This window comes from Pantoea sp. paga (assembly GCF_007558755.1).
GTDB lineage: Bacteria > Pseudomonadota > Gammaproteobacteria > Enterobacterales > Enterobacteriaceae > Pantoea > Pantoea agglomerans.
The window spans coordinates 412308-430814 of record NZ_VLTF01000001.1 but is presented as its reverse complement, the minus strand read 5'-3'; the positions used below and the strand labels follow the sequence as shown (position 1 = coordinate 430814).

Annotated in this window: 15 protein-coding genes; 5 read left to right on the top strand and 10 right to left on the bottom strand. The window is 54.9% G+C overall.

Features of this window, described 5'->3' with window-relative positions; translation table 11 throughout:
• Positions 1-124: 124 nt before the first annotated feature.
• From ttcA to FOV68_RS02020, 3 genes are all read right to left on the bottom strand, one after another.
• Positions 125-1060 (bottom strand): tRNA 2-thiocytidine(32) synthetase TtcA, encoded by a 936-nt coding sequence (gene ttcA / locus FOV68_RS02030; RefSeq protein ID WP_039386354.1) that lies wholly within the window; start codon positions 1058-1060, stop codon positions 125-127.
• A 1156-nt stretch (positions 1061-2216) separates the two neighbouring features.
• Positions 2217-2477: a hypothetical protein gene (locus FOV68_RS02025; RefSeq protein ID WP_064704284.1), complete on the bottom strand. Its 261-nt coding sequence runs from the start codon at positions 2475-2477 to the stop codon at positions 2217-2219.
• A gap of 221 nt (positions 2478-2698) precedes the next feature.
• Positions 2699-3355, bottom strand: coding sequence for an MgtC/SapB family protein (locus tag FOV68_RS02020; protein ID WP_143990243.1), 657 nt, complete (start codon positions 3353-3355; stop codon positions 2699-2701).
• A gap of 184 nt (positions 3356-3539) precedes the next feature.
• Here FOV68_RS02020 and FOV68_RS02015 point away from each other — a divergent pair, with 184 nt between their 5' ends.
• Positions 3540-3815, top strand: a complete 276-nt coding sequence (locus FOV68_RS02015) for a DUF333 domain-containing protein (RefSeq protein WP_003853763.1) — start codon at positions 3540-3542, stop codon at positions 3813-3815.
• A gap of 31 nt (positions 3816-3846) precedes the next feature.
• On the opposite strand, the gene FOV68_RS02010 is transcribed toward FOV68_RS02015, so the two are convergent.
• Complete coding sequence (locus tag FOV68_RS02010; RefSeq protein WP_010244644.1) at positions 3847-4839, bottom strand: 2-hydroxyacid dehydrogenase; 993 nt, start codon at positions 4837-4839, stop codon at positions 3847-3849.
• A 146-nt stretch (positions 4840-4985) separates the two neighbouring features.
• Here FOV68_RS02010 and FOV68_RS02005 point away from each other — a divergent pair, with 146 nt between their 5' ends.
• Genes FOV68_RS02005 through FOV68_RS01995 form a run of 3 tightly spaced genes read left to right on the top strand, consistent with a single transcriptional unit; the run spans position 4986 to position 8151 of the window.
• Positions 4986-7616, top strand: a complete 2631-nt coding sequence (locus FOV68_RS02005) for a YdbH family protein (RefSeq protein ID WP_143990242.1) — start codon at positions 4986-4988, stop codon at positions 7614-7616.
• On the top strand, positions 7613-7801 hold the full coding sequence (locus FOV68_RS02000; RefSeq protein ID WP_009090058.1) for a YnbE family lipoprotein: 189 nt from the start codon (positions 7613-7615) through the stop codon (positions 7799-7801). Before FOV68_RS02005 ends, FOV68_RS02000 begins: the two co-directional genes overlap by 4 nt.
• A gap of 11 nt (positions 7802-7812) precedes the next feature.
• On the top strand, positions 7813-8151 hold the full coding sequence (locus FOV68_RS01995) for a YdbL family protein (protein ID WP_033779117.1): 339 nt from the start codon (positions 7813-7815) through the stop codon (positions 8149-8151).
• 64 nt (positions 8152-8215) lie between these two features.
• Here the strand turns inward: FOV68_RS01995 and azoR are convergent, their stop codons facing one another.
• Complete coding sequence (gene azoR / locus FOV68_RS01990) at positions 8216-8815, bottom strand: FMN-dependent NADH-azoreductase (RefSeq protein ID WP_010244651.1); 600 nt, start codon at positions 8813-8815, stop codon at positions 8216-8218.
• A 257-nt stretch (positions 8816-9072) separates the two neighbouring features.
• Here azoR and hrpA point away from each other — a divergent pair, with 257 nt between their 5' ends.
• Positions 9073-12975 carry an ATP-dependent RNA helicase HrpA gene (gene hrpA, locus FOV68_RS01985; protein ID WP_143990241.1) on the top strand — a complete coding sequence of 1301 codons (3903 nt, stop codon included), beginning with the start codon at positions 9073-9075 and terminating at the stop codon, positions 12973-12975.
• 57 nt (positions 12976-13032) lie between these two features.
• On the opposite strand, the gene FOV68_RS01980 is transcribed toward hrpA, so the two are convergent.
• The 5 genes from FOV68_RS01980 to rstA all read right to left on the bottom strand — a co-directional run bounded on the left by FOV68_RS01980 (position 13033) and on the right by rstA (position 18338).
• On the bottom strand, positions 13033-13842 hold the full coding sequence (locus FOV68_RS01980; RefSeq protein ID WP_010670211.1) for a serine protease: 810 nt from the start codon (positions 13840-13842) through the stop codon (positions 13033-13035).
• Positions 13843-14119: 277 nt separating this feature from the next.
• Positions 14120-14647 (bottom strand): acid resistance repetitive basic protein Asr, encoded by a 528-nt coding sequence (asr, locus tag FOV68_RS01975; RefSeq protein ID WP_143990240.1) that lies wholly within the window; start codon positions 14645-14647, stop codon positions 14120-14122.
• Between the two features lie 159 nt (positions 14648-14806).
• Positions 14807-16294: a carboxypeptidase M32 gene (locus FOV68_RS01970; protein WP_039392257.1), complete on the bottom strand. Its 1488-nt coding sequence runs from the start codon at positions 16292-16294 to the stop codon at positions 14807-14809.
• Between the two features lie 20 nt (positions 16295-16314).
• The gene (rstB, locus tag FOV68_RS01965) at positions 16315-17616 is read right to left on the bottom strand and encodes a two-component system sensor histidine kinase RstB (RefSeq protein WP_064691342.1); all 1302 of its coding nucleotides are present in this window, start codon (positions 17614-17616) and stop codon (positions 16315-16317) included.
• On the bottom strand, positions 17613-18338 hold the full coding sequence (rstA, locus tag FOV68_RS01960; protein ID WP_010244666.1) for a two-component system response regulator RstA: 726 nt from the start codon (positions 18336-18338) through the stop codon (positions 17613-17615). Before rstA ends, rstB begins: the two co-directional genes overlap by 4 nt.
• Positions 18339-18507 lie beyond the last annotated feature (169 nt).

The following is an 18507-nucleotide window of genomic DNA, read 5'->3' as shown; positions in this document are numbered from 1 at the left end:
AGCCACAACCCCAGCCTGATCCGCCGACAGATCCGGAGTTTCCACCGATAATGGATCCACCACCGCACCGCAACATATAAAAAAGGGCGTGCTGCCAGCAGCACGCCCTTAATCTGTCCAGCACTTATTTAATCTGAATCACATCCAGACGCGCGCTGGTATCCGGGGCATCCTCTTCATCAGCCCGCCAGCCAACAGGCTGTAGCGGCAGGCTTTCCCGGTCAAAGGCGAGGTCTCCGCCATCAACCACCGCATCGCCATGCTTAATGCCTTTAAAATCGAACAGGTTGATATCCGCCATATGTGACGGCACCACATTCTGCATCGCGCTAAACATGGTTTCGATACGGCCAGGATAGCGCTTATCCCAGTCTCGCAGCATATCGGCCACCACCTGACGCTGCAGGTTAGGCTGAGAACCGCAGAGGTTACACGGAATAATCGGGAACTGACGCGCTTCTGAGAAGCGGATGATATCTTTCTCACGGCAGTAAGCCAGCGGACGGATCACAATCTGCTTGCCATCGTCGCTCATCAGCTTTGGCGGCATGCCTTTCATTTTTCCGCCGTAAAACATGTTCAGGAACAGCGTCTGCAGAATGTCATCGCGATGGTGGCCCAGCGCAATTTTAGTACAGCCCAGCTCGGTCGCGACGCGATAGAGGATGCCACGACGCAGGCGCGAGCAGAGTGAGCAGGTGGTTTTGCCTTCCGGGATCTTATCTTTGACGATGGAGTAGGTATCTTCTTCGATAATCCGATACTCAACGCCCTGCGACTCAAGATATTCCGGCAGGATATGCTCAGGGAAGCCCGGCTGTTTCTGGTCGAGGTTAACGGCAATCAGACTGAAGTTGACCGGCGCGCTTTTTTGCAGACTGCGCAAAATTTCCAGCATGGTGTAGCTGTCTTTGCCGCCCGACAGGCATACCATGATGCGGTCGCCTTCTTCAATCATATTAAAATCTGCAATGGCTTCGCCGACGTTACGACGCAGACGTTTTTGCAGTTTATTGAGGTTGTACTGTTCTTTCTTGTCAACCGTTTGATTATCTTGCATTTTTACCTATCTCAAAATCCAGAAAGCGTAGCTAAAGGGCAAATTGCCGTGCGCGTTCAGCCAGACACTTCACTGCGGTGTCACGAATATGCAGCGTATGGTACGGATTGTTGCCGCGAATGCCAGTACTGGAGTGAAGTAATCAGCGGATAGCCGCCCGGCGAATCCGGCAGAGGCTGCCCGTTAAGGGGGGCAGCGACGTAAATCGATGCGGCGGTACTCAATGAAGCAAAGAGGGCAGGCCTTACCAGGCCATTGCCCAAAAACTGTGGGATGAAACAACACGAACAGAGTTCAACTATGCGATGTCAGCTGGCTGGCACATCTTTCCACTGGCAATCGATTTCATCATTGTGCGCAGAACAGGATGGCGGTGATGCCTGGTAAGCATCAGCCCGCGCATTCTCTTTATTTGCCGCACACCCCGCAGTCATAAAAATGATTGAGATAATTAACAGAGATTTCATCAGAGCGACCACTAAGCAAAAAAAAGAGCATGCACCGCTATTAATCAATCATGCCTAAACGGAGTTCTGTTTATGCTTATCTGATCTGAAAACTCTATTTGAATTGTTGCGATAAATTCGCAGGGAGTTAAATATCATGATGTACTGTTAATTTCATTATCGGCTGAATCTGAAAAACCTTGCTGTTGAATGTGCGTTGACACTGCCGGGTTATAATTAAGAACACCTGAATTGCACAAATATCAGCTTTTTTTGTGTCCCGTTAAATCTGAAACGATTTTACTTACCCATATCTCCATGGCCAAAACCGTGGCTTTCAATGTAATATTGGTAAAATAAAAGCCATTAAAATGAATATGAAAGTTAAAGAGAGTCGCTTTAATTTTTACGCTTATACGCGTTTTTCCTGAGAGACCTGCTGTGACTTTATCGTTTCGCACATCATGGCAATGCAGGCGGCGTAACAAACCGTTAAATTGCTGGCTATATATGTGAATAAGGACGGAGAAAAGTTTAAAGTCTATGAGGCATCAGGAAAACACGCACGATATAAAAAATTATGGTGTTCGATTTATATTGACGCTGATACTCTTTTTACTCTGCTATGTTGCAGTTATGTATTGCGGCGTTTTGTTGCTGGTAAACCGACACGGATTACTGCATTTTCTGCAGCACTGAATTTAGTATTGCTAGCCACAGGCTTTAAAAATCCAGCGATAGGCATGATGTAAAAAGTGTCTGAGCATTTCCAGCAAACTTTCAGCGCCTTCCACCGCCAGACATTGTCCGGTCTCAAGCGCATTATTCACGGAATTACGATGATCCAGGATCATCATGATAGCCACAGCGCCCGCAATCAGCGTAAAGATAAACATGCTCAATACCGGCCAGCTACTTTTACGTGCAGAAGCGGACAGGGTATCGTCACGATGGTCAGAGTTCTGGCGCATTTTTCCCCGGATAAATGGTTACCTTAATAAACAATCACGGATTATGACATTAATTCCCGGCGGGCTCTATCTCTCAGGTCAGTCTGCATGATTTTCTGATTCTGGTAATAGTTGAATTTAATGGAGAGGGCAGAAGGCAGTGAGTTCGGATGACTCCCTTCTGCAACGTCCTGCCGCTGACCGGCCTGGGTTCAGCAGGAATGGCTTTTATGGAGAGGGATTTACATCATCTCCAGCGACTGAACTCCTTTGATCTCCATGACCTTATCGTAGAGGTGAGCATCGTTTGATTTGCGGGACAGCGTCACCTGAACACTGAGCTCACACAGACCACTCTCCTCATCCCGGTTAATCACCGTCACATTGCCGTAGCGAATGCCTTCCCGCTGCATGACCAGCAGCACCAGCGGCACACTTTTGGGCTTAAGGAAAACCAGCAGCGTATGATGTTTACCGATGAGAAAATGGCTCAGGCGGCGGAAGACCTCCAGCACCACCAGCGCCAGCACCGTGCCATAAATGCCTATCTCATACATGCCGCTACCAATCACCAGATCAATCGCCGCAGTCACCCATAATCCCGCCGCCGTGGTTAAGCCTTTCACCACCTGCTTCTGAATCATAATGGTGCCCGCGCCAAGGAAACCCATGCCGCTGACCACCTGTGCCGCAATACGGCTGGGATCCAGTGCTACATGTTCGCTGTTGAGCATATCGGCGAAGCCATATTTCGATACCAGCATAAACATCGCACTACCGATACCGACCAGAATATGGGTACGCAGTCCCGCTTCTTTGGCCCGCATCTGGCGCTCCATGCCGATCAGGCCGCCAAGAATACCGGCCAGCGCTATGCGAATTAACATATCCATTAACATGGCTTTACTCCGAATTAAGAAGGGCTGAAAAAGGGTGACAGTTCAGCGATAACAGGTAAACAAGATAATTCTGCTTGCAAATGACGCCGAAGAATTTTGTAAAAAGCTGTTTCACCTCTCGACCCGTTGTGCTGCCTGACATATGCTGAGCCAGCCTTTTCCCCCACTTCCCGGAGTCCGACTGATGAAAGCAGCCACCTTTTTGCTGGCCGGTGCCGCGTTATTACTCTCTGCCTGCAGCAGCAACAGTGATGATAACGAGCCACCGCAACAAGCCACCGCCGCCCACATCCAGCCACGGGTGGTGATGTCTTCCCTGGCAGAAAGCACCTGTTCAAATGCGGGTGGAACGCTGGCATTTTCGCATCAGCTGGATGGCTCAAGAGTGGGGATGTGTCAGTTAGTGAATGGCCGTCGCTGTGATGAGCAGGCGTTAATTGGCGGGAATTGCGCGCGCTGATGATCAGGCCGGATTGCTCCGGCCCGCACAGTCAGGCAGAAAGTCGGTTCGGGCAGTTTTCACCGCGGTCGAGCTGGCTGAGATTATTCAGTGTCGTTTCAGAAATGGCGGTCAGCGCTTCGGCGGTTAAAAACGCCTGATGGCCGGTGAACAACACGTTATGGCACGCCGACAGACGGCGGAACACATCGTCCTGAATCACATCATTCGACTTATCTTCAAAGAACAGATCACGTTCATTCTCATAAACATCCATGCCGAGCGCGCCGATTTTCTGCTGTTTCAGCGCGTCAATCGCCGCCTGTGAATCAATCAGACCACCACGACTGGTGTTGATAACCATCACCCCATCACGCATCTGTTTAAACGCGTCGGCGTTGAGCAGATGATGATTCTCCGGCGTCAGCGGACAGTGCAGCGTAATGACGTGGGATTCAGCAAACAGCGTCTTCAGATCGACATATTCCGCGCCCAGTTCCAGCGCCTGCTCACTCGGGTAGGGATCATACGCCAGCAGCCGCATACCAAAACCTTTCAGAATCCGCATAGTCGCGATCCCGATTTTACCGGTACCGATAACACCCGCGGTTTTGTTATGCATGTTGAAACCGGTCAGGCCGTCGAGCGAAAAGTTTGCGTCACGGGTACGCTGATAAGCGCGATGAATACGGCGATTCAGGGTCATCATCAGGCCGATAGTATGTTCAGCGACCGCTTCCGGTGAGTAGGCGGGCACGCGCACCACCTCCAGACCCAGCTCTTTTGCAGCAGCCAGATCAACATTATTGAAACCGGCACAGCGCAGCGCGATATATTTCACACCCAGCCCGGCCAGCTCTTCCAGCACCGGGCGACTGCCGTCATCGTTTACAAAGATACAGACAGCATCGCAACCCACAGCGGTTTTGGCGGTGCTTTCAGAGAGTAAAAAGTCAAAAAACACCAGTTCAAAGCCGAACTGCTGATTGACCTGCTCAAGGTATTTCTGATCGTAATGTTTGGTGCTGTAAACCGCGATTTTCATCGTTGTGCTCCTGCAGAGGTGATAGAGCAAGGATAACGTTTTCTGACAGACTTTGCTGAAACAGCTGACTTGTGTCCGGCGCAGACCTTCACCTCTGGCAGATTACATGCCATCATCGTTGTCAGGATACTGTAAGGAAAAGGATTATGGCTTTTATGCCACGGATGTTCCGGCGACGGCTGGCCGCCATTCTGGCGCTGATTCTGCTGCTGCTCGGCCTGATCTTGACTGTAACGCAATGGCTGCCGCGGCTGGTCGGCATCTGGCTACCTGAAGATACCCGCATTGAGCTGTCGGGCGCACCGCGCTGGCGGGAGGGTGGCCTGTGGTTGCCACAACTTCGTTATCTCGCAGGGGATTGCTCCCTGGCAACGGTAAAGGGGGTGTCGCTGGGCTGGCATCAGTCGCGCTGGAAACTGAATGCGTCAGAGCTGACGCTGGATAGCACCTGCCTGCAAAAATTACCGGCCAGTGATGACAGCACGGCAGCCCCCAAAACGCTGGCCGAATGGCAGGCAATGCTGCCTGGCGCCGACGTTCATCTGAGCAAATTAATCGTTACGCCGTGGCAGACGTATGCGGGCGCGCTGGATCTGACGCTGGAAAAAGATCGCCAGCAACTCAGTTATCAGGGCGATAATCTGCAACTGGCGGCAACGCTGACCGGTCAGCAGCTCGCTATCAGTCGCCTGACGCTCACCCATCCCGCACTTCCTGAACCTGTCACACTGAGTGGTCATCTGGCGTTACCCACCTTTGCCACTGATCTGCCGGTGAACGGCGAAGTGACCGGACAGCTGGCGCTGAACGCACTGCCGCATCCCCTGCATCTGACGCTTAACTGGCAGCAGCAGCAGGGCGAGCTACGCGTGGCGATGGCCGAAGTGACTAGGCCGCTTCTCAGACTGCCCTGGCAGATCAGCCGCGATCAGATTCGGATTGAAAAGGGCAAATACTTCTGGCCGCTGGAGGCTCAGCCGCTATCAGGGTTTGTTAACCTGACGCTGGATAACTGGCAGTCGGGCCTTGAAAGTAGCCAGATTAGCGGTCGCGTTAACCTGCTGACCCAGGGACGCGGCGGCAAGGGCAATGTGGTGCTTGGCGTCGGTCCCGGCAACCTCAGCCTGACCAACAGCAACCTGCCGTTTCAGCTAACCGGCGAAACCAAGCTGGCCGATCTTCAACTTTATGGCTCGATTCCGGGTGTGCTCAGCGGCTCGCTGCTCGATCCTCAACTGGTGCTGCAACCTAAATCGCTGCTCCGCCTGCGGGGCCGGTTGCTGTCAACGCTGGAAGTGGACGAAGCGCGCTGGCCTTTGGCGGGCGTACGACTCTCCTCGCAGGGTATTGATGGCCGCCTGCAGGCCATTCTCAATGCGCACGATGCCAGTTTTGGCCGCTTCCGGTTGCATCTCGATGGCCGCGCCACTGATTTCTGGCCCGATAAGGGCGAATGGAACTGGCGCTACTGGGGAGATGGCGAGATGCTGCCGCTGCAGGCGCGCTGGGATGTTAAAGGCACGGGCGGCTGGCACGACACCCTGATCCATCTGGATACCTTGTCCACCGGTTTTAATCAGCTGGCGTATGGCAGTGTCAACGTTGCAAAACCGCGTCTGACACTGACTAAACCAGTAAACTGGCAGCGTGATGCGGCGCATCCGGCGTTCAATGGGCATTTCCGCCTGCAGGCGGGAGAGACCCGCTTCAGCTATGGCGGACATCTGGCAGACTCCACGCTCGACTTTGAGGCGAAAGGTCGTGATCCCGGTTATTTTATCTGGCGAGGCACTTTACAAGCGGGCAAGGTTGGCCCGCTGCGGGTTAATGGCCGCTGGGATGGCGAACGGCTTCGCGGCCAGGCCTGGTGGCCGGCACAGTCGCTGACGGTGTTTCAGCCGTTGCTCAGCCCCGACATGAAAATGCAGATCCAGGGCGGCAGTTTGCAGGCACAGGTCGCTTTTTCCGCCGCAAGTGAGCAGGGTTTCCAGGCGGGAGGCCACTGGACGGTAAAACAGGGCAGCATCTGGACGCCTGACAGCCAGGTTAACGGTATCGATTTCTCGTTGCCGTTCAGATTCCATGAGCAGCAATGGCAGTTTGGTCAGCATGGCCCGGTATCATTGCGCATTGCCGAGGTTAAGAACCAGTTTGCGATGCAGAATATTCGCGCTGACCTGCAGGGTAACTGGCCGTGGTCCGAACAGGCGCCACTGACGTTGCAGGATGTCAGCCTTGATCTGCTGGGCGGACAAATTACGCTGCCCGTTTTGCGCATGCCGCAGCATGATCCAGCCCGGGTGTCACTGCGCAATATCAGCCTCAGCGAGCTGGTGACGGCGCTGAAACCTAAACAGTTTGCCATGTCGGGCAAGGTCAACGGTGAACTGCCGCTGTGGCTCAATAATCCACACTGGCTGGTGGAGAAAGGGTGGATTGCCAACAGCGGTCCGCTGACCTTCCGGCTGGATAAAGATATGGCGGATGCGATTACCCGCAATAACGTGGCGACGGGCGCCGCGCTGGACTGGTTACGTTATATGGAAGTCTCCCGCAGCTGGGCCACGATCAATCTGGATAATCTTGGCGACCTCACCATGGAGGCCCAGGTACAGGGCATCAGCCAGTTCAGTAACCGTCGTCAGACGGTCAATCTCAACTATCATCATCAGGAAAACCTGTTTCAGCTCTGGCGCAGCCTGCGCTTTGGCGATAATTTGCAATCCTGGTTAGAGCAACATGCGAATTTGCCATCCAACAAGGACACTTCACCATGAGCCTGAGGGCACTACTGGTTCTGGCAGCCGGACTGCTGAGCATCGGCTGCGTGCCGCGCATTGAAGTCACGGCACCTAAAGATCCCATCACCATCAACATGAACGTGAAAATCGAACATGAGATCCACATCAAAGTCGATAAAGACGTGGAAGCGCTATTGAAAAACCAGAGCGGTCTGTTCTGAGGAGAGCAACGATGAAACGCATAAGCGCGGTGCTGTTCCTCGCTCTTACGATGGCGCAGCCTGCCTGGGCACTGACGCTGGATCAGGCGCGGCAATCGGGGCGGGCAGGTGAAACGCTCTCCGGCTATCTGGCGGCACGTGCGCAGGATAGTGAAACGCTGGCACTGGTGCAGCGTATTAATGCCGGACGTCAGCAGGAGTATCAGCGACTGGCAGAACAGAATAATCTCTCCACGGCCGATGTCGCCAGTATTGCCGGACAGAAGCTGGTGAGCCGTGCGGCAGCGGGGGAATATGTGCGCGGCATTAACGGTCAGTGGCTGAGAAAAGCGGCAGAGAGCAGTCAGTAACCGGCGAAAAAAAACCGGGCGCATGGCCCGGTCTTTTACAGCGTCATCCTGAGATGAGTGAGACTTATGCAGTCACAATCTGCTTGATAGCGTCTTTCGCTTCAGCGGTCGCTTTGCTGGCCACTTCCGGACCGTAAGCGATGCCTTCAGCAAACACGAACTCAACATCAGTGATGCCGATGAAACCCAGGAACAGCTTGACGTAAGGGGTCAGCAGGTCAGTTGGGGTATCTTTGTGAATGCCGCCACGGCTGGAGATAACGACTGCCGTTTTGCCTTTAACCAGACCTTCCGGGCCTGCTTCGGTGTAACGGAACGTCACGCCAGCACGAGCAATCAGGTCGAAATAGTTTTTCAGCTGCGTCGGGATGTTGAAGTTGTACATTGGCGCGGCAATCACCACTTCATCATGAGCCTGCAGTTCTGCAATCAGTTCATCAGACAGGTCCAGAGCCTCCTGCTGACGAGGTGACAGCGGGGTATCAGATGGACGCATTGCACCCACTAACTCGCCATCAAGTACCGGAATTGGGTTAGCCGCCAGGTCACGTACGGTAACCTCTTTACCCTGGGCCTTTGCCTGTTCGATGTAGAAGTCAGCGAGCTGGCTTGATTGTGAGTAGCCTGCAAGAATGCTTGATTTCAGAACTAAAACTTTGCTCATGGTGGTTTCCTGTCTGTTACGCGGAAGACTTTCCGCTCAATGGTTTACACTCTACGGTTATCGATGGCGCGGTGAAAGCGCAATATTTCGAGACCCATGTTCGAATTTATTGAATAAGCGTAACCGGGGCCAGCCGCCGGAACAGTTCAGAATGTGCTATGATGCGCGCAATTATTTTTATTGAATCAGCTGGTTATCCCGGCTTGCAGGGCGCTGCTTCGCGCAGCGACACCGTCTGAGTAAGGTACGTCACTATTATGTCATCTCCCGATACATCCCCACTGGCAGCGCTCTGGTCACGCCTCGACGGTGTAATGCTGCGCGATCGCCAGCGGTTACAGCGCCGTTTACAGGGTGCCAGAAAAGCTAAAAATCCCGAGGCACAGCAGGGCATTGCCAGCGAGCTTGAGCAGGACTTTATCGCTGCCGAGCAGCGCGTGGCCCAGCGCCGTGCGGCCACGCCAGCCATTACCTTCCCGGACAATCTGCCGGTCAGTCAGAAGCAGCAGGATATTGCTGAGGCGATTCGCGATCACCAGGTAGTGATTGTCGCCGGTGAAACCGGCTCGGGTAAAACCACGCAGCTGCCGAAAATCTGTCTGGCGCTGGGACGTGGTGTGACGGGTCTGATTGGCCATACGCAGCCGCGCCGTCTGGCCGCGCGTACCGTGGCGAACCGTATTGCCGATGAGCTCAGCACTTCGCTGGGCGGCTGCGTCGGCTATAAAGTACGGTTTAACGACCAGGTCAGCGACCTGACGCAGATTAAACTGATGACCGACGGGATTCTGCTGGCGGAGATCCAGCAGGATCGTCTGCTGATGCAATATGACACCATCATTATTGATGAAGCGCACGAACGCAGCCTGAATATCGATTTTCTGCTCGGTTATCTGCGAGAGCTGTTGCCGCGTCGCCCCGATCTGAAAGTGATTATCACTTCAGCCACCATCGATCCACAGCGTTTCTCGCGTCATTTCAATAATGCGCCGGTGATTGAAGTCTCAGGCCGGACCTATCCGGTTGAAGTGCGCTATCGGCCGGTGATCGAAGAGGCGGATGATGGCGATCGTGACCAGCTGCAGGCGATTTTTGATGCCGTAGATGAGCTGGGCCGCGAAAGCCGGGGCGATATCCTGATCTTCATGAGTGGTGAGCGTGAAATACGTGATACCGCCGACGCGCTGAACAAACGCGATCTGCCGCACACCGAAGTGCTGCCGCTCTATGCACGGCTGTCGAACGCCGAACAGAACCGGGTGTTTCAGTCGCACAGTGGCCGCCGTATCGTGCTGGCGACCAACGTCGCGGAAACCTCACTGACGGTGCCGGGGATTAAATATGTGATCGATCCCGGTACGGCGCGTATCAGTCGTTACAGTTTCCGTACCAAAGTACAGCGCCTGCCGATTGAACCGATATCACAGGCGTCTGCCAACCAGCGTAAAGGGCGTTGCGGCCGCGTTTCAGACGGTATCTGTATCCGTCTCTACGCGGAAGATGACTTCCTGAGTCGTCCGGCCTTTACCGATCCTGAAATCCTGCGCACCAACCTGGCGTCAGTGATCCTGCAGATGACCTCGCTGGGCCTCGGCGATATCGCTGCCTTCCCGTTTGTGGAAGCGCCCGATAAGCGCAATATCCAGGATGGCGTCCGCCTGCTGGAAGAGCTGGGCGCGCTGACCCTGAACGAAGAGACCGGTCACTATAAGCTCACCGGTTCCGGGCGTCAGCTGGCGCAGTTGCCGGTGGATCCCCGCCTGGCGCGGATGGTGCTGGAAGCGCAGAAATTTGGCTGCGTGCGTGAAGTGATGATTATCACCGCAGGCCTGTCGATTCAGGATCCGCGTGAGCGTCCGGCAGATAAAAAACAGGCGTCCGATGAAAAGCACCGGCGCTTTGCCGACAAAGACTCCGACTTCCTCGCCTATGTGAACCTCTGGAACTATCTGGCGGAGCAGCAGAAAGCGCTGTCCGGTAATGTTTTCCGCCGCCAGTGCAAAAGCGATTTCCTTAACTATCTGCGCGTGCGGGAATGGCAGGATATCTACACCCAGCTGCGGCAGGTGGTGCGTGAACTCGGCATTCCGGTTAACAGTGAACCGGCTGAGCTGCAGCCTGTCCACTGCGCGCTGTTAAGTGGTCTGCTGTCGCATATCGGGCAGAAAGACACCGATAAGCAGGAGTATACCGGCGCGCGCAATACCCGCTTCGCGATCTTCCCTGGCTCCGGGCTGTTTAAAAAGCCGCCGAAGTGGACCATGGTGGCGGAACTGGTCGAGACCAGCCGCCTGTGGGGCCGCACGGCAGGCCGTATTGAACCGGAGTGGATTGAGCCGCTGGCACAGCATCTGATCAAGCGCAGCTACAGTGAACCGCACTGGGAGAAATCGCAGGGCGCGGTGATGGCCAGCGAAAAAGTCACGCTCTATGGCCTGCCGATTGTCGCCGCCCGTAAAGTTAACTATGGCAGCATCGATCCCACCCTGAGCCGTGAACTGTTTATTCGTCACGCGCTGGTGGAGGGCGACTGGCAGACCCGACACGCCTTCTTCCGTGCAAACCAGAAGCTGCGCAGCGAAGTGGAAGACCTGGAACACAAATCCCGTCGTCGCGACATTCTGGTCGATGACGAAACGCTGTTTGCTTTTTATGACCAGCGCATTGGCAAAGAGGTGGTCTCGGCGAAGCATTTCGACAGCTGGTGGAAACTGGCCAGTCGCGAAAACGCAGAACTGCTGAATTTCGACAAGCAGATGCTGATCAAAGAGGGTGCGGATAAAGTCAGTCAGCTCGACTACCCCAACTTCTGGCATCAGGGCAACCTCAAACTGAAGCTGAGTTATCAGTTTGAGCCGGGCGCAGATGCGGATGGCGTGACGGTACATATTCCGCTGCCGCTGCTGAACCAGGTAGAGGATAGCGGTTTTGAGTGGCAGATCCCCGGTGTACGCCGTGAACTAATCATCGCACTGATTAAGTCGCTGCCAAAGCCGCTGCGACGCAACCTGGTGCCTGCGCCCAACTACGCCGAGGCGTTCTTAGGAAGAGTGAAAGCGATGGAGATGCCGCTGCCTGATGCGCTGGCGCGGGAATTTCGCCGCATGACCGGCGTCACGCTGGAGCGGGAAAACTGGCAGTGGGAACAGGTGCCCGATCATCTGAAAATGACGTTCCGGGTAGTCGACGAGCACAACCGTAAACTGCTGGAAGGTAAAGATCTCACTGCGCTTAAGGCACAGCTGAAAGACAAAGTGCAGGAAACGCTGTCGAAAGTGGCGGATGACGGGCTGGAGCAGAGCGGGCTGCATATCTGGAGTTTTGGCGATCTGCCACGCAGTTATGAACAGAAGCGCGGCAGCTACCAGGTTAAAGCCTGGCCTGCGCTGGTCGACGAGAAAGAGAGCGTCGCCATTCGTCTGTTTGACAGCGAGCAGGAGCAGCAAAAAATGATGTGGCGCGGTCAGCGTCGCCTGCTGCTGCTGAATGTGCCGTCACCGGTTAAGTATCTGCACGAGAAGCTGCCGAACAAAGCCAAGCTCGGACTCTACTTTAACCCTTATGGCAAAGTGCTGGAGCTGATTGACGACTGCATCGCCTGTGGCATCGACAAGCTGATGGGGGAAGCGGGCGGACCGGCCTGGGATCAAACCTCTTTTGAGCAGTTGCGTGACAAAGTGCGCGGCGAACTCAATGAAACCGTGGTGACCATCGCGAAGCAGGTCGAGCAGATCCTGACGGCAGTCTTCAACATTAATAAGCGTCTGAAGGGCCGGGTCGATATGACCATGGCGCTGGCGTTATCTGACATCAAAGCGCAGTTAAGTGGTCTGGTTTATCGCGGCTTTGTCACCGGCAACGGCTGGCAGCGACTGGCCGATACCCTGCGTTATCTGCATGGGATTGAGCGCCGACTGGAAAAACTGCCTGCCGATCCGCACAGCGATCGTGCGCGGATGTTAAAAGTGCAGGCAGTGGAACAGGCTTATCAGGCGTGGCGCAACAAGCTGCCGCCGCAGCGTCAGGATGATGAAGAGGTGCAAAATATCCGCTGGATGATCGAAGAGCTGCGAATCAGTTACTTTGCTCAGCAGCTGGGTACGCCTTATCCCATTTCAGATAAGCGTATTCTGCAGATGATGGAGCAGATAGCGGGTTAAACGCCGGGATGCGCGCCGTAACCGGCGCGCATCCGATAATGAGGGTAAGAGTGCGGGCTACTGCGCCAGGGATTCCAGCTTATCTTTAAACGAGGTGACCGAAATCGCGCGGTTATCAGCCAGGTAGCGATCTTTCGCTGCCGGTGCTGAGCTTTGTACCGCGATTAACTGCCAGCCTTTATCGCTGTTGAGCAGCAGTGGCGAACCACTGTCACCTGGCAGGGTGTCACACTGATGCGACAGCACGGCGCGCTGCGCCCAGCCGGTGATCAGGCAATCGCTGTGAGAGTAAAGCGTGTCCAGATGATCAGCCGGATAGCCCGCCTGCGTCACTTTGCGTCCGGTCAGCTTCAGCGCCGCAGTGAGATCGCTGCGTGAGCCATCGAACAGCGGAATAGGCGTAATCGCTGAGGGCGGATTGCGTAAAATCACGATGCCGTAATCATAGGGTGCTGCACTGCTCGGCACGATCCAGCCTTCACCGTCCGCTTTTAACTTTGACGCCAGCGAGGGTTCAACCCGCGCATCAATATCATGAAGCTCGTAGCGCCAGCCTTTATCGCTGGCCATAAATCGCAGCGCAACCGGCTTATCGAAATTACCCGGCGGAGCAAGCAGACAGTGTCCGGCGGTCAGCGCCAGATGCGGAGAGATGAGTGTGGCAGTACAGAGGTTGCCGCTTTCGGTTTCAAGCTGACCAATGGCATCCCAGGGGGCAGCGGTAATATCGGTGATTGCCTGGCGATGATCCTTACCGAAAAACAGCATCTTAATTTCAGCAGGAGTAGGCGAGTCATCGTCATCATCGGCATGAACCGTGGTGGCAAAGCTGAAGAGTCCAACCATTAACAGGGTAGCCAGGCGCATAGAAATCTCAATGGCGAGAAAAAATTAACGTTATTGTTATTACGTAAGTACGGTAACTATAGTCGGTGAGCGTTGAAAAAGGGAGTTTTATTGGTTAATCAGTACGCTACAGCGGTTAAACAAAAAAGCTTGCTGCAACAATGCCACACAGGATCATCACCAGCAGAATAATTTCGAAGCGATAGCGACGCACCATATCATCGACTCCAGTAAAGAAACACCCGGCAGAACCGGGTGTTTTTAATCATCATCTCGTGGCCGTGCGCTGAAGGCGACCTTAGTTTTTAGCTGCTGGTTTCACAACTTTTTTGTGGTGAACTTTTTTAGCAGCCTGAGCTTTCTGTGCAGCTGGTTTAGCTACTTTTTTGTGGTGAACTTTTTTAGCAGCCTGGGCTTTCTGAGCGGCTGCCTGAGTGGCTTTTTTGTGGTGAACTTTTTTAGCGGCCTGGGCTTTCTGAGCAGCTGGTTTAGTGGCTTTTTTGTGGTGAACTTTTTTAGCGGCCTGGGCTTTCTGTGCAGCAGGTTTAGCTACTTTTTTATGGTGAACTTTTTTAGCAGCCTGCGCTTTCTGCGCGGCATCTTTTTTCACAGCTTTTTTGTGGTGTTTCTTAGCGGCCTGGGCTTTCTGAGCCGCTTTATGGTGTTTCTTGTGCGCAGTTTTGTGAACGGTTTTAGCCGGTGCTGCAGCGGTAGTAGTGGTTGTTGCGGCTGGCGCAGCAGCTGGAGCAGCTGTGGTGTCAGCAGCGAAAGCAACAGAAGACATACCCATAGCAGCGGCGACAACCAGTGCAAATAATTTTTTCATTGCAAATCCCTCGAAGACTATTTTTTCATGTGTAGCCCACTGCGGGGCCGGTGAAGAGACTATAGGGATATCAATGAACGGTGTCCGTGGGTGTTTGGTATCGGCGTGTAACCGATTGTACAAAGGCGGGAAAGGGCGGTCAGCAGACCGCCCGAGAGCTTAGCTATTCAGGTAACGTTGTTCAAGGTGCTGGCGGAAGAAAGCCGGATTCAGCGCTTCGCCGGTGGCGTTGATCAGCAGCTGATCGGTAGAGAAACGGCTGCCGTGCTGCCAGATGTTCTGTTGCAGCCAGTCGAATACCGGCTGCAGCTCACCGTGCTGAATCAGCTCGCTGAGCTGAGGAATCGCAAGATGTACCGAGCGGAACAGCTGTGCGGCGTACATCGCGCCCAGCGTATAGGTCGGGAAGTAGCCAAAGGCGCCGTCGGTCCAGTGGATATCCTGCATACAGCCATCACGGTAGTTACCCCGGGTATCCAGACCCAGCGACTGCATCATTTTCTCATCCCACAGCGCCGGAATATCCTCAACCTCAATCTCGCCTTCAATCAGCGCCTGCTCGATTTCATAACGCAGAATGACATGCGCCGGATAGCTGAGCTCATCGGCGTCAACCCGGATCAGGCCAGGCTTAACCTGCTGGGTCAGGCGCACAAAATTATCCGCCTGCAGGGCAGGCTGGTCGCCAAAGGTGGCGATCACCTGCGGCAAAATGCGCTGCAGGAATTCGCGGCTGCGACCAAGCTGCATCTCCATAAACAGGCTTTGTGATTCGTGGATAGCGGTGGAGCGCGCCAGCGCCACCGGCTGCCCGCGCCACTGCTGCGGCAGATTCTGCTCATAGCGGGCGTGGCCGGTTTCGTGGATCACGCCCATCAGCGCGCTGAGAAACTCATTCTCGTTGTAACGGGTGGTAATGCGCACATCTTCCGGCACGCCACCGCAGAAGGGATGCGCACTGATATCCAGCCGGCCATGGTTAAAGTCGAAACCCAGCGTTTCCATGATGCTCAGGCCGAGCTGACGCTGAGCAGGCAGGGCAAACGGCCCCTGCGGCGTGACAACAGTCTGCTGCGCCTGTTTTTCCACGACCTGCTGTAACAGATCGGGCAGCCAGGTTTTAAGTTCGCCAAAAGTTTCATCCAGCCGGGCGCGGGTCATCCCCGGTTCATAAAGATCCAGCAGCGCATCGTAACGCGAGCAGCCAGTGGCGTCGGCGCGGCGCTGGGCCTCTTCGCGGCTCAGACGCACCACCTCTTTGAGATTGGCGGCGAAGCCCTGCCAGTCGTTGGCCGGACGCTGAGTGCGCCATGCATGTTCACATACCGAACCGGCAATTGATTTGGCTTCAACAAAATCATCAGGCAGCAGAGTGGCCTGCTGGTAAGCGCGCTGCATCTCGTTGAGATTGGCCCGCTCAACATCGTTCAGTGACTGCTGCTCCGCGGCCCTGAGCCACTCACCAACCTGAGGGGCAGTGAGGATCTGGTGCTGCAACACGCTCATTTCGGCCAGCGCTTCACCACGCGCCTGACTGCCGCCTGGCGGCATGGTGGTTTGCATGTCACATCCGGCGATGGCCGTGACGTGGCTGAAACGGGAAAGGCGCTGGAACGTCTTGGTAAGTTGTTGATACGCTGAGGTCACGTAAGACTCCTTGTGGTTTTTTAACGCAGCGGAATTTCCCGCAAGGTTAGATCAACCGGCCAGCAAAAGCGAACGCTGGCGCCGCCCAGTGGACTGGACTCAATGGTCACATTGCCGCTCAGCGCCTGGGCAATAGAGTGAACAATCGCAAGTCCCAGTCCGCAGCCGCCTGTAGCGCGATCGCGGCTGGGGTCCAGCCGGACAAAGGGTTCGAAAACCCGTTCACGCTCTTCAGGCGGAATGCCGGGACCGTCATCTTCCACCTGCAGACACCCTATCGGACCGTCGAACCACAAACTGACGCGCAGCCGCTGTTGCGCATAACGCAGCGCATTGTTTACCAGGTTATCCAGTACCCGCTCCATCAGGCGGGTATCAGAAATGCCGATGTTTTCACGCTGCGGCAGCTCAAGGTCGAGCCGCACGTCGGGATTAATGGTGCGGAAATCGTCAAGCCGCTCGCGCAGCCAGTTGGCTAAATCCAGCGATTTCAGATTGAGATCGACGCGCGGCCGATCAAGACGCGCATAGGTCAGCAGCTCCTCAATCAGGCTTTCGAGCTGGCCGATGTCGCGATTCAACGCCACCCGTTCGCCATCCGTGAGGTTGTCGCTCATCTCCAGCCGGTAACGCAGGCGCACCAGCGGTGTGCGTAGCTCATGCGCAATACCGTCTATCAGCTGCTTCTTACTGGCAACCAGCGTATTGATGTTCTCGGCCATCTGGTTAAAGGCGATGCCGAGCCGGAACAGGCTGGAGGTGCTGTCAAAATGGGTGCGCACGTCCAGCTCGCCACGGCCAAAGCGCTGAGCCGCTTTTTCCAGTCGCTGCATCTCCTGCCAGTGGGGGCGCAGCCAGATAAACACCGGCAGCGCCAGTGACATACCTATAAAGATCAGCAGGGCAATATCCAGCAGTCGCATCTGATGCAGATAGAAGAGATAGGGAATCGGCCCGACTGACAATACGTAGTGGCTGCGCGGAATGTGCTGCAAAAAGGTGTATTGATCGTCGAGCGCCACGATCTCTCCGGCGCGCAAACGACGCATATTGCCTTCATCAAGCTGATATTTGTTCATCGGCTCGATGTGCAGGTCGAACGACAGGCCGAGATCGAGACTCTTGATGGTTTTATTCCAGTCACGCGGCGGGATCTCGCGCAGTTCGCTGCGGATCAGGTAGAGCGAACTGGCCATCAGGTCATTCATCGACTGGCGGCCCGCACGTTCAGCGGTGAACTTGTAGACCAGCCCCACCAGCAGCGCCATCACCAGAAAGCAGACAAACAGCAGCAGATAAAACTGAATAAAAAGCTTTCTCATAGTCCGCGGGTATCCCAGGCCTGGGGCGCAAACAGATAGCCTTTGTTACGAATGGTTTTAATGCGGAACGGCTCGGTGGCGCTGTCGTGCAGCTTTTTGCGCAAGCGGGAGATGGCCACGTCGATGCTGCGGTCAAGGCCGTCATAGCTGACCCCGCGCAACGTTTTCAGCAGCGCATCACGGTTAAGCGTCTGGCCCGCATGGCTGGCGAGTACCCACAGCAGATCGAAATCCGCGGTGGAAAGGGCGATCTGCTCGTCAAACAGCGTGACCTGGCGGTTCAGCGCATCGATGGTCAGCGAGCCAAAACGCAGCATACGGTTGGCGGCGGGTGCGCTGGGCGCATCGTCCGGCTGTCCCTGCTGCGACTGACGCAGATGAAGGCGCAGGCGGGCCAGCAGTACCGCCGGCGGCGTGGTTTTCAGAATGTAATCCTGCGCACCCATCTCCAGGGCCAGAATATGGTTCATGTCACTGTCCAGTGAGGTGAGCAACACGATCGGCCCCTGCCAGTTGGCCCGCAGGTCACGGCAGATAGTCATGCCATCTTTGCCTGGTAACATGATATCCAGCATCACCAGATCGGGCTGCTGTTCGGCAATGACCGCTTCAGCACGGTCGCCGCGCATCTCGACAATCACCTCAATATCATGACGACCCAGATAAGCCGCAATCAGTGAGCCCACTTCGGGTTCATCTTCTACATAAACAATTTTGTTCATAGTTCACAAAGCAGAGACAGGGATGGACGGAAGCATATCTTTTCCTGGTCCTGAGCTCTACGTTACCGCACGAAATATCCGTGGCTTGCTGGTATATAACCGGCAAAATGTGCAATCATTAGCGCGGCCTTTTTGCGCCAGGTTTGGGATATTGATGATTACCATGAGG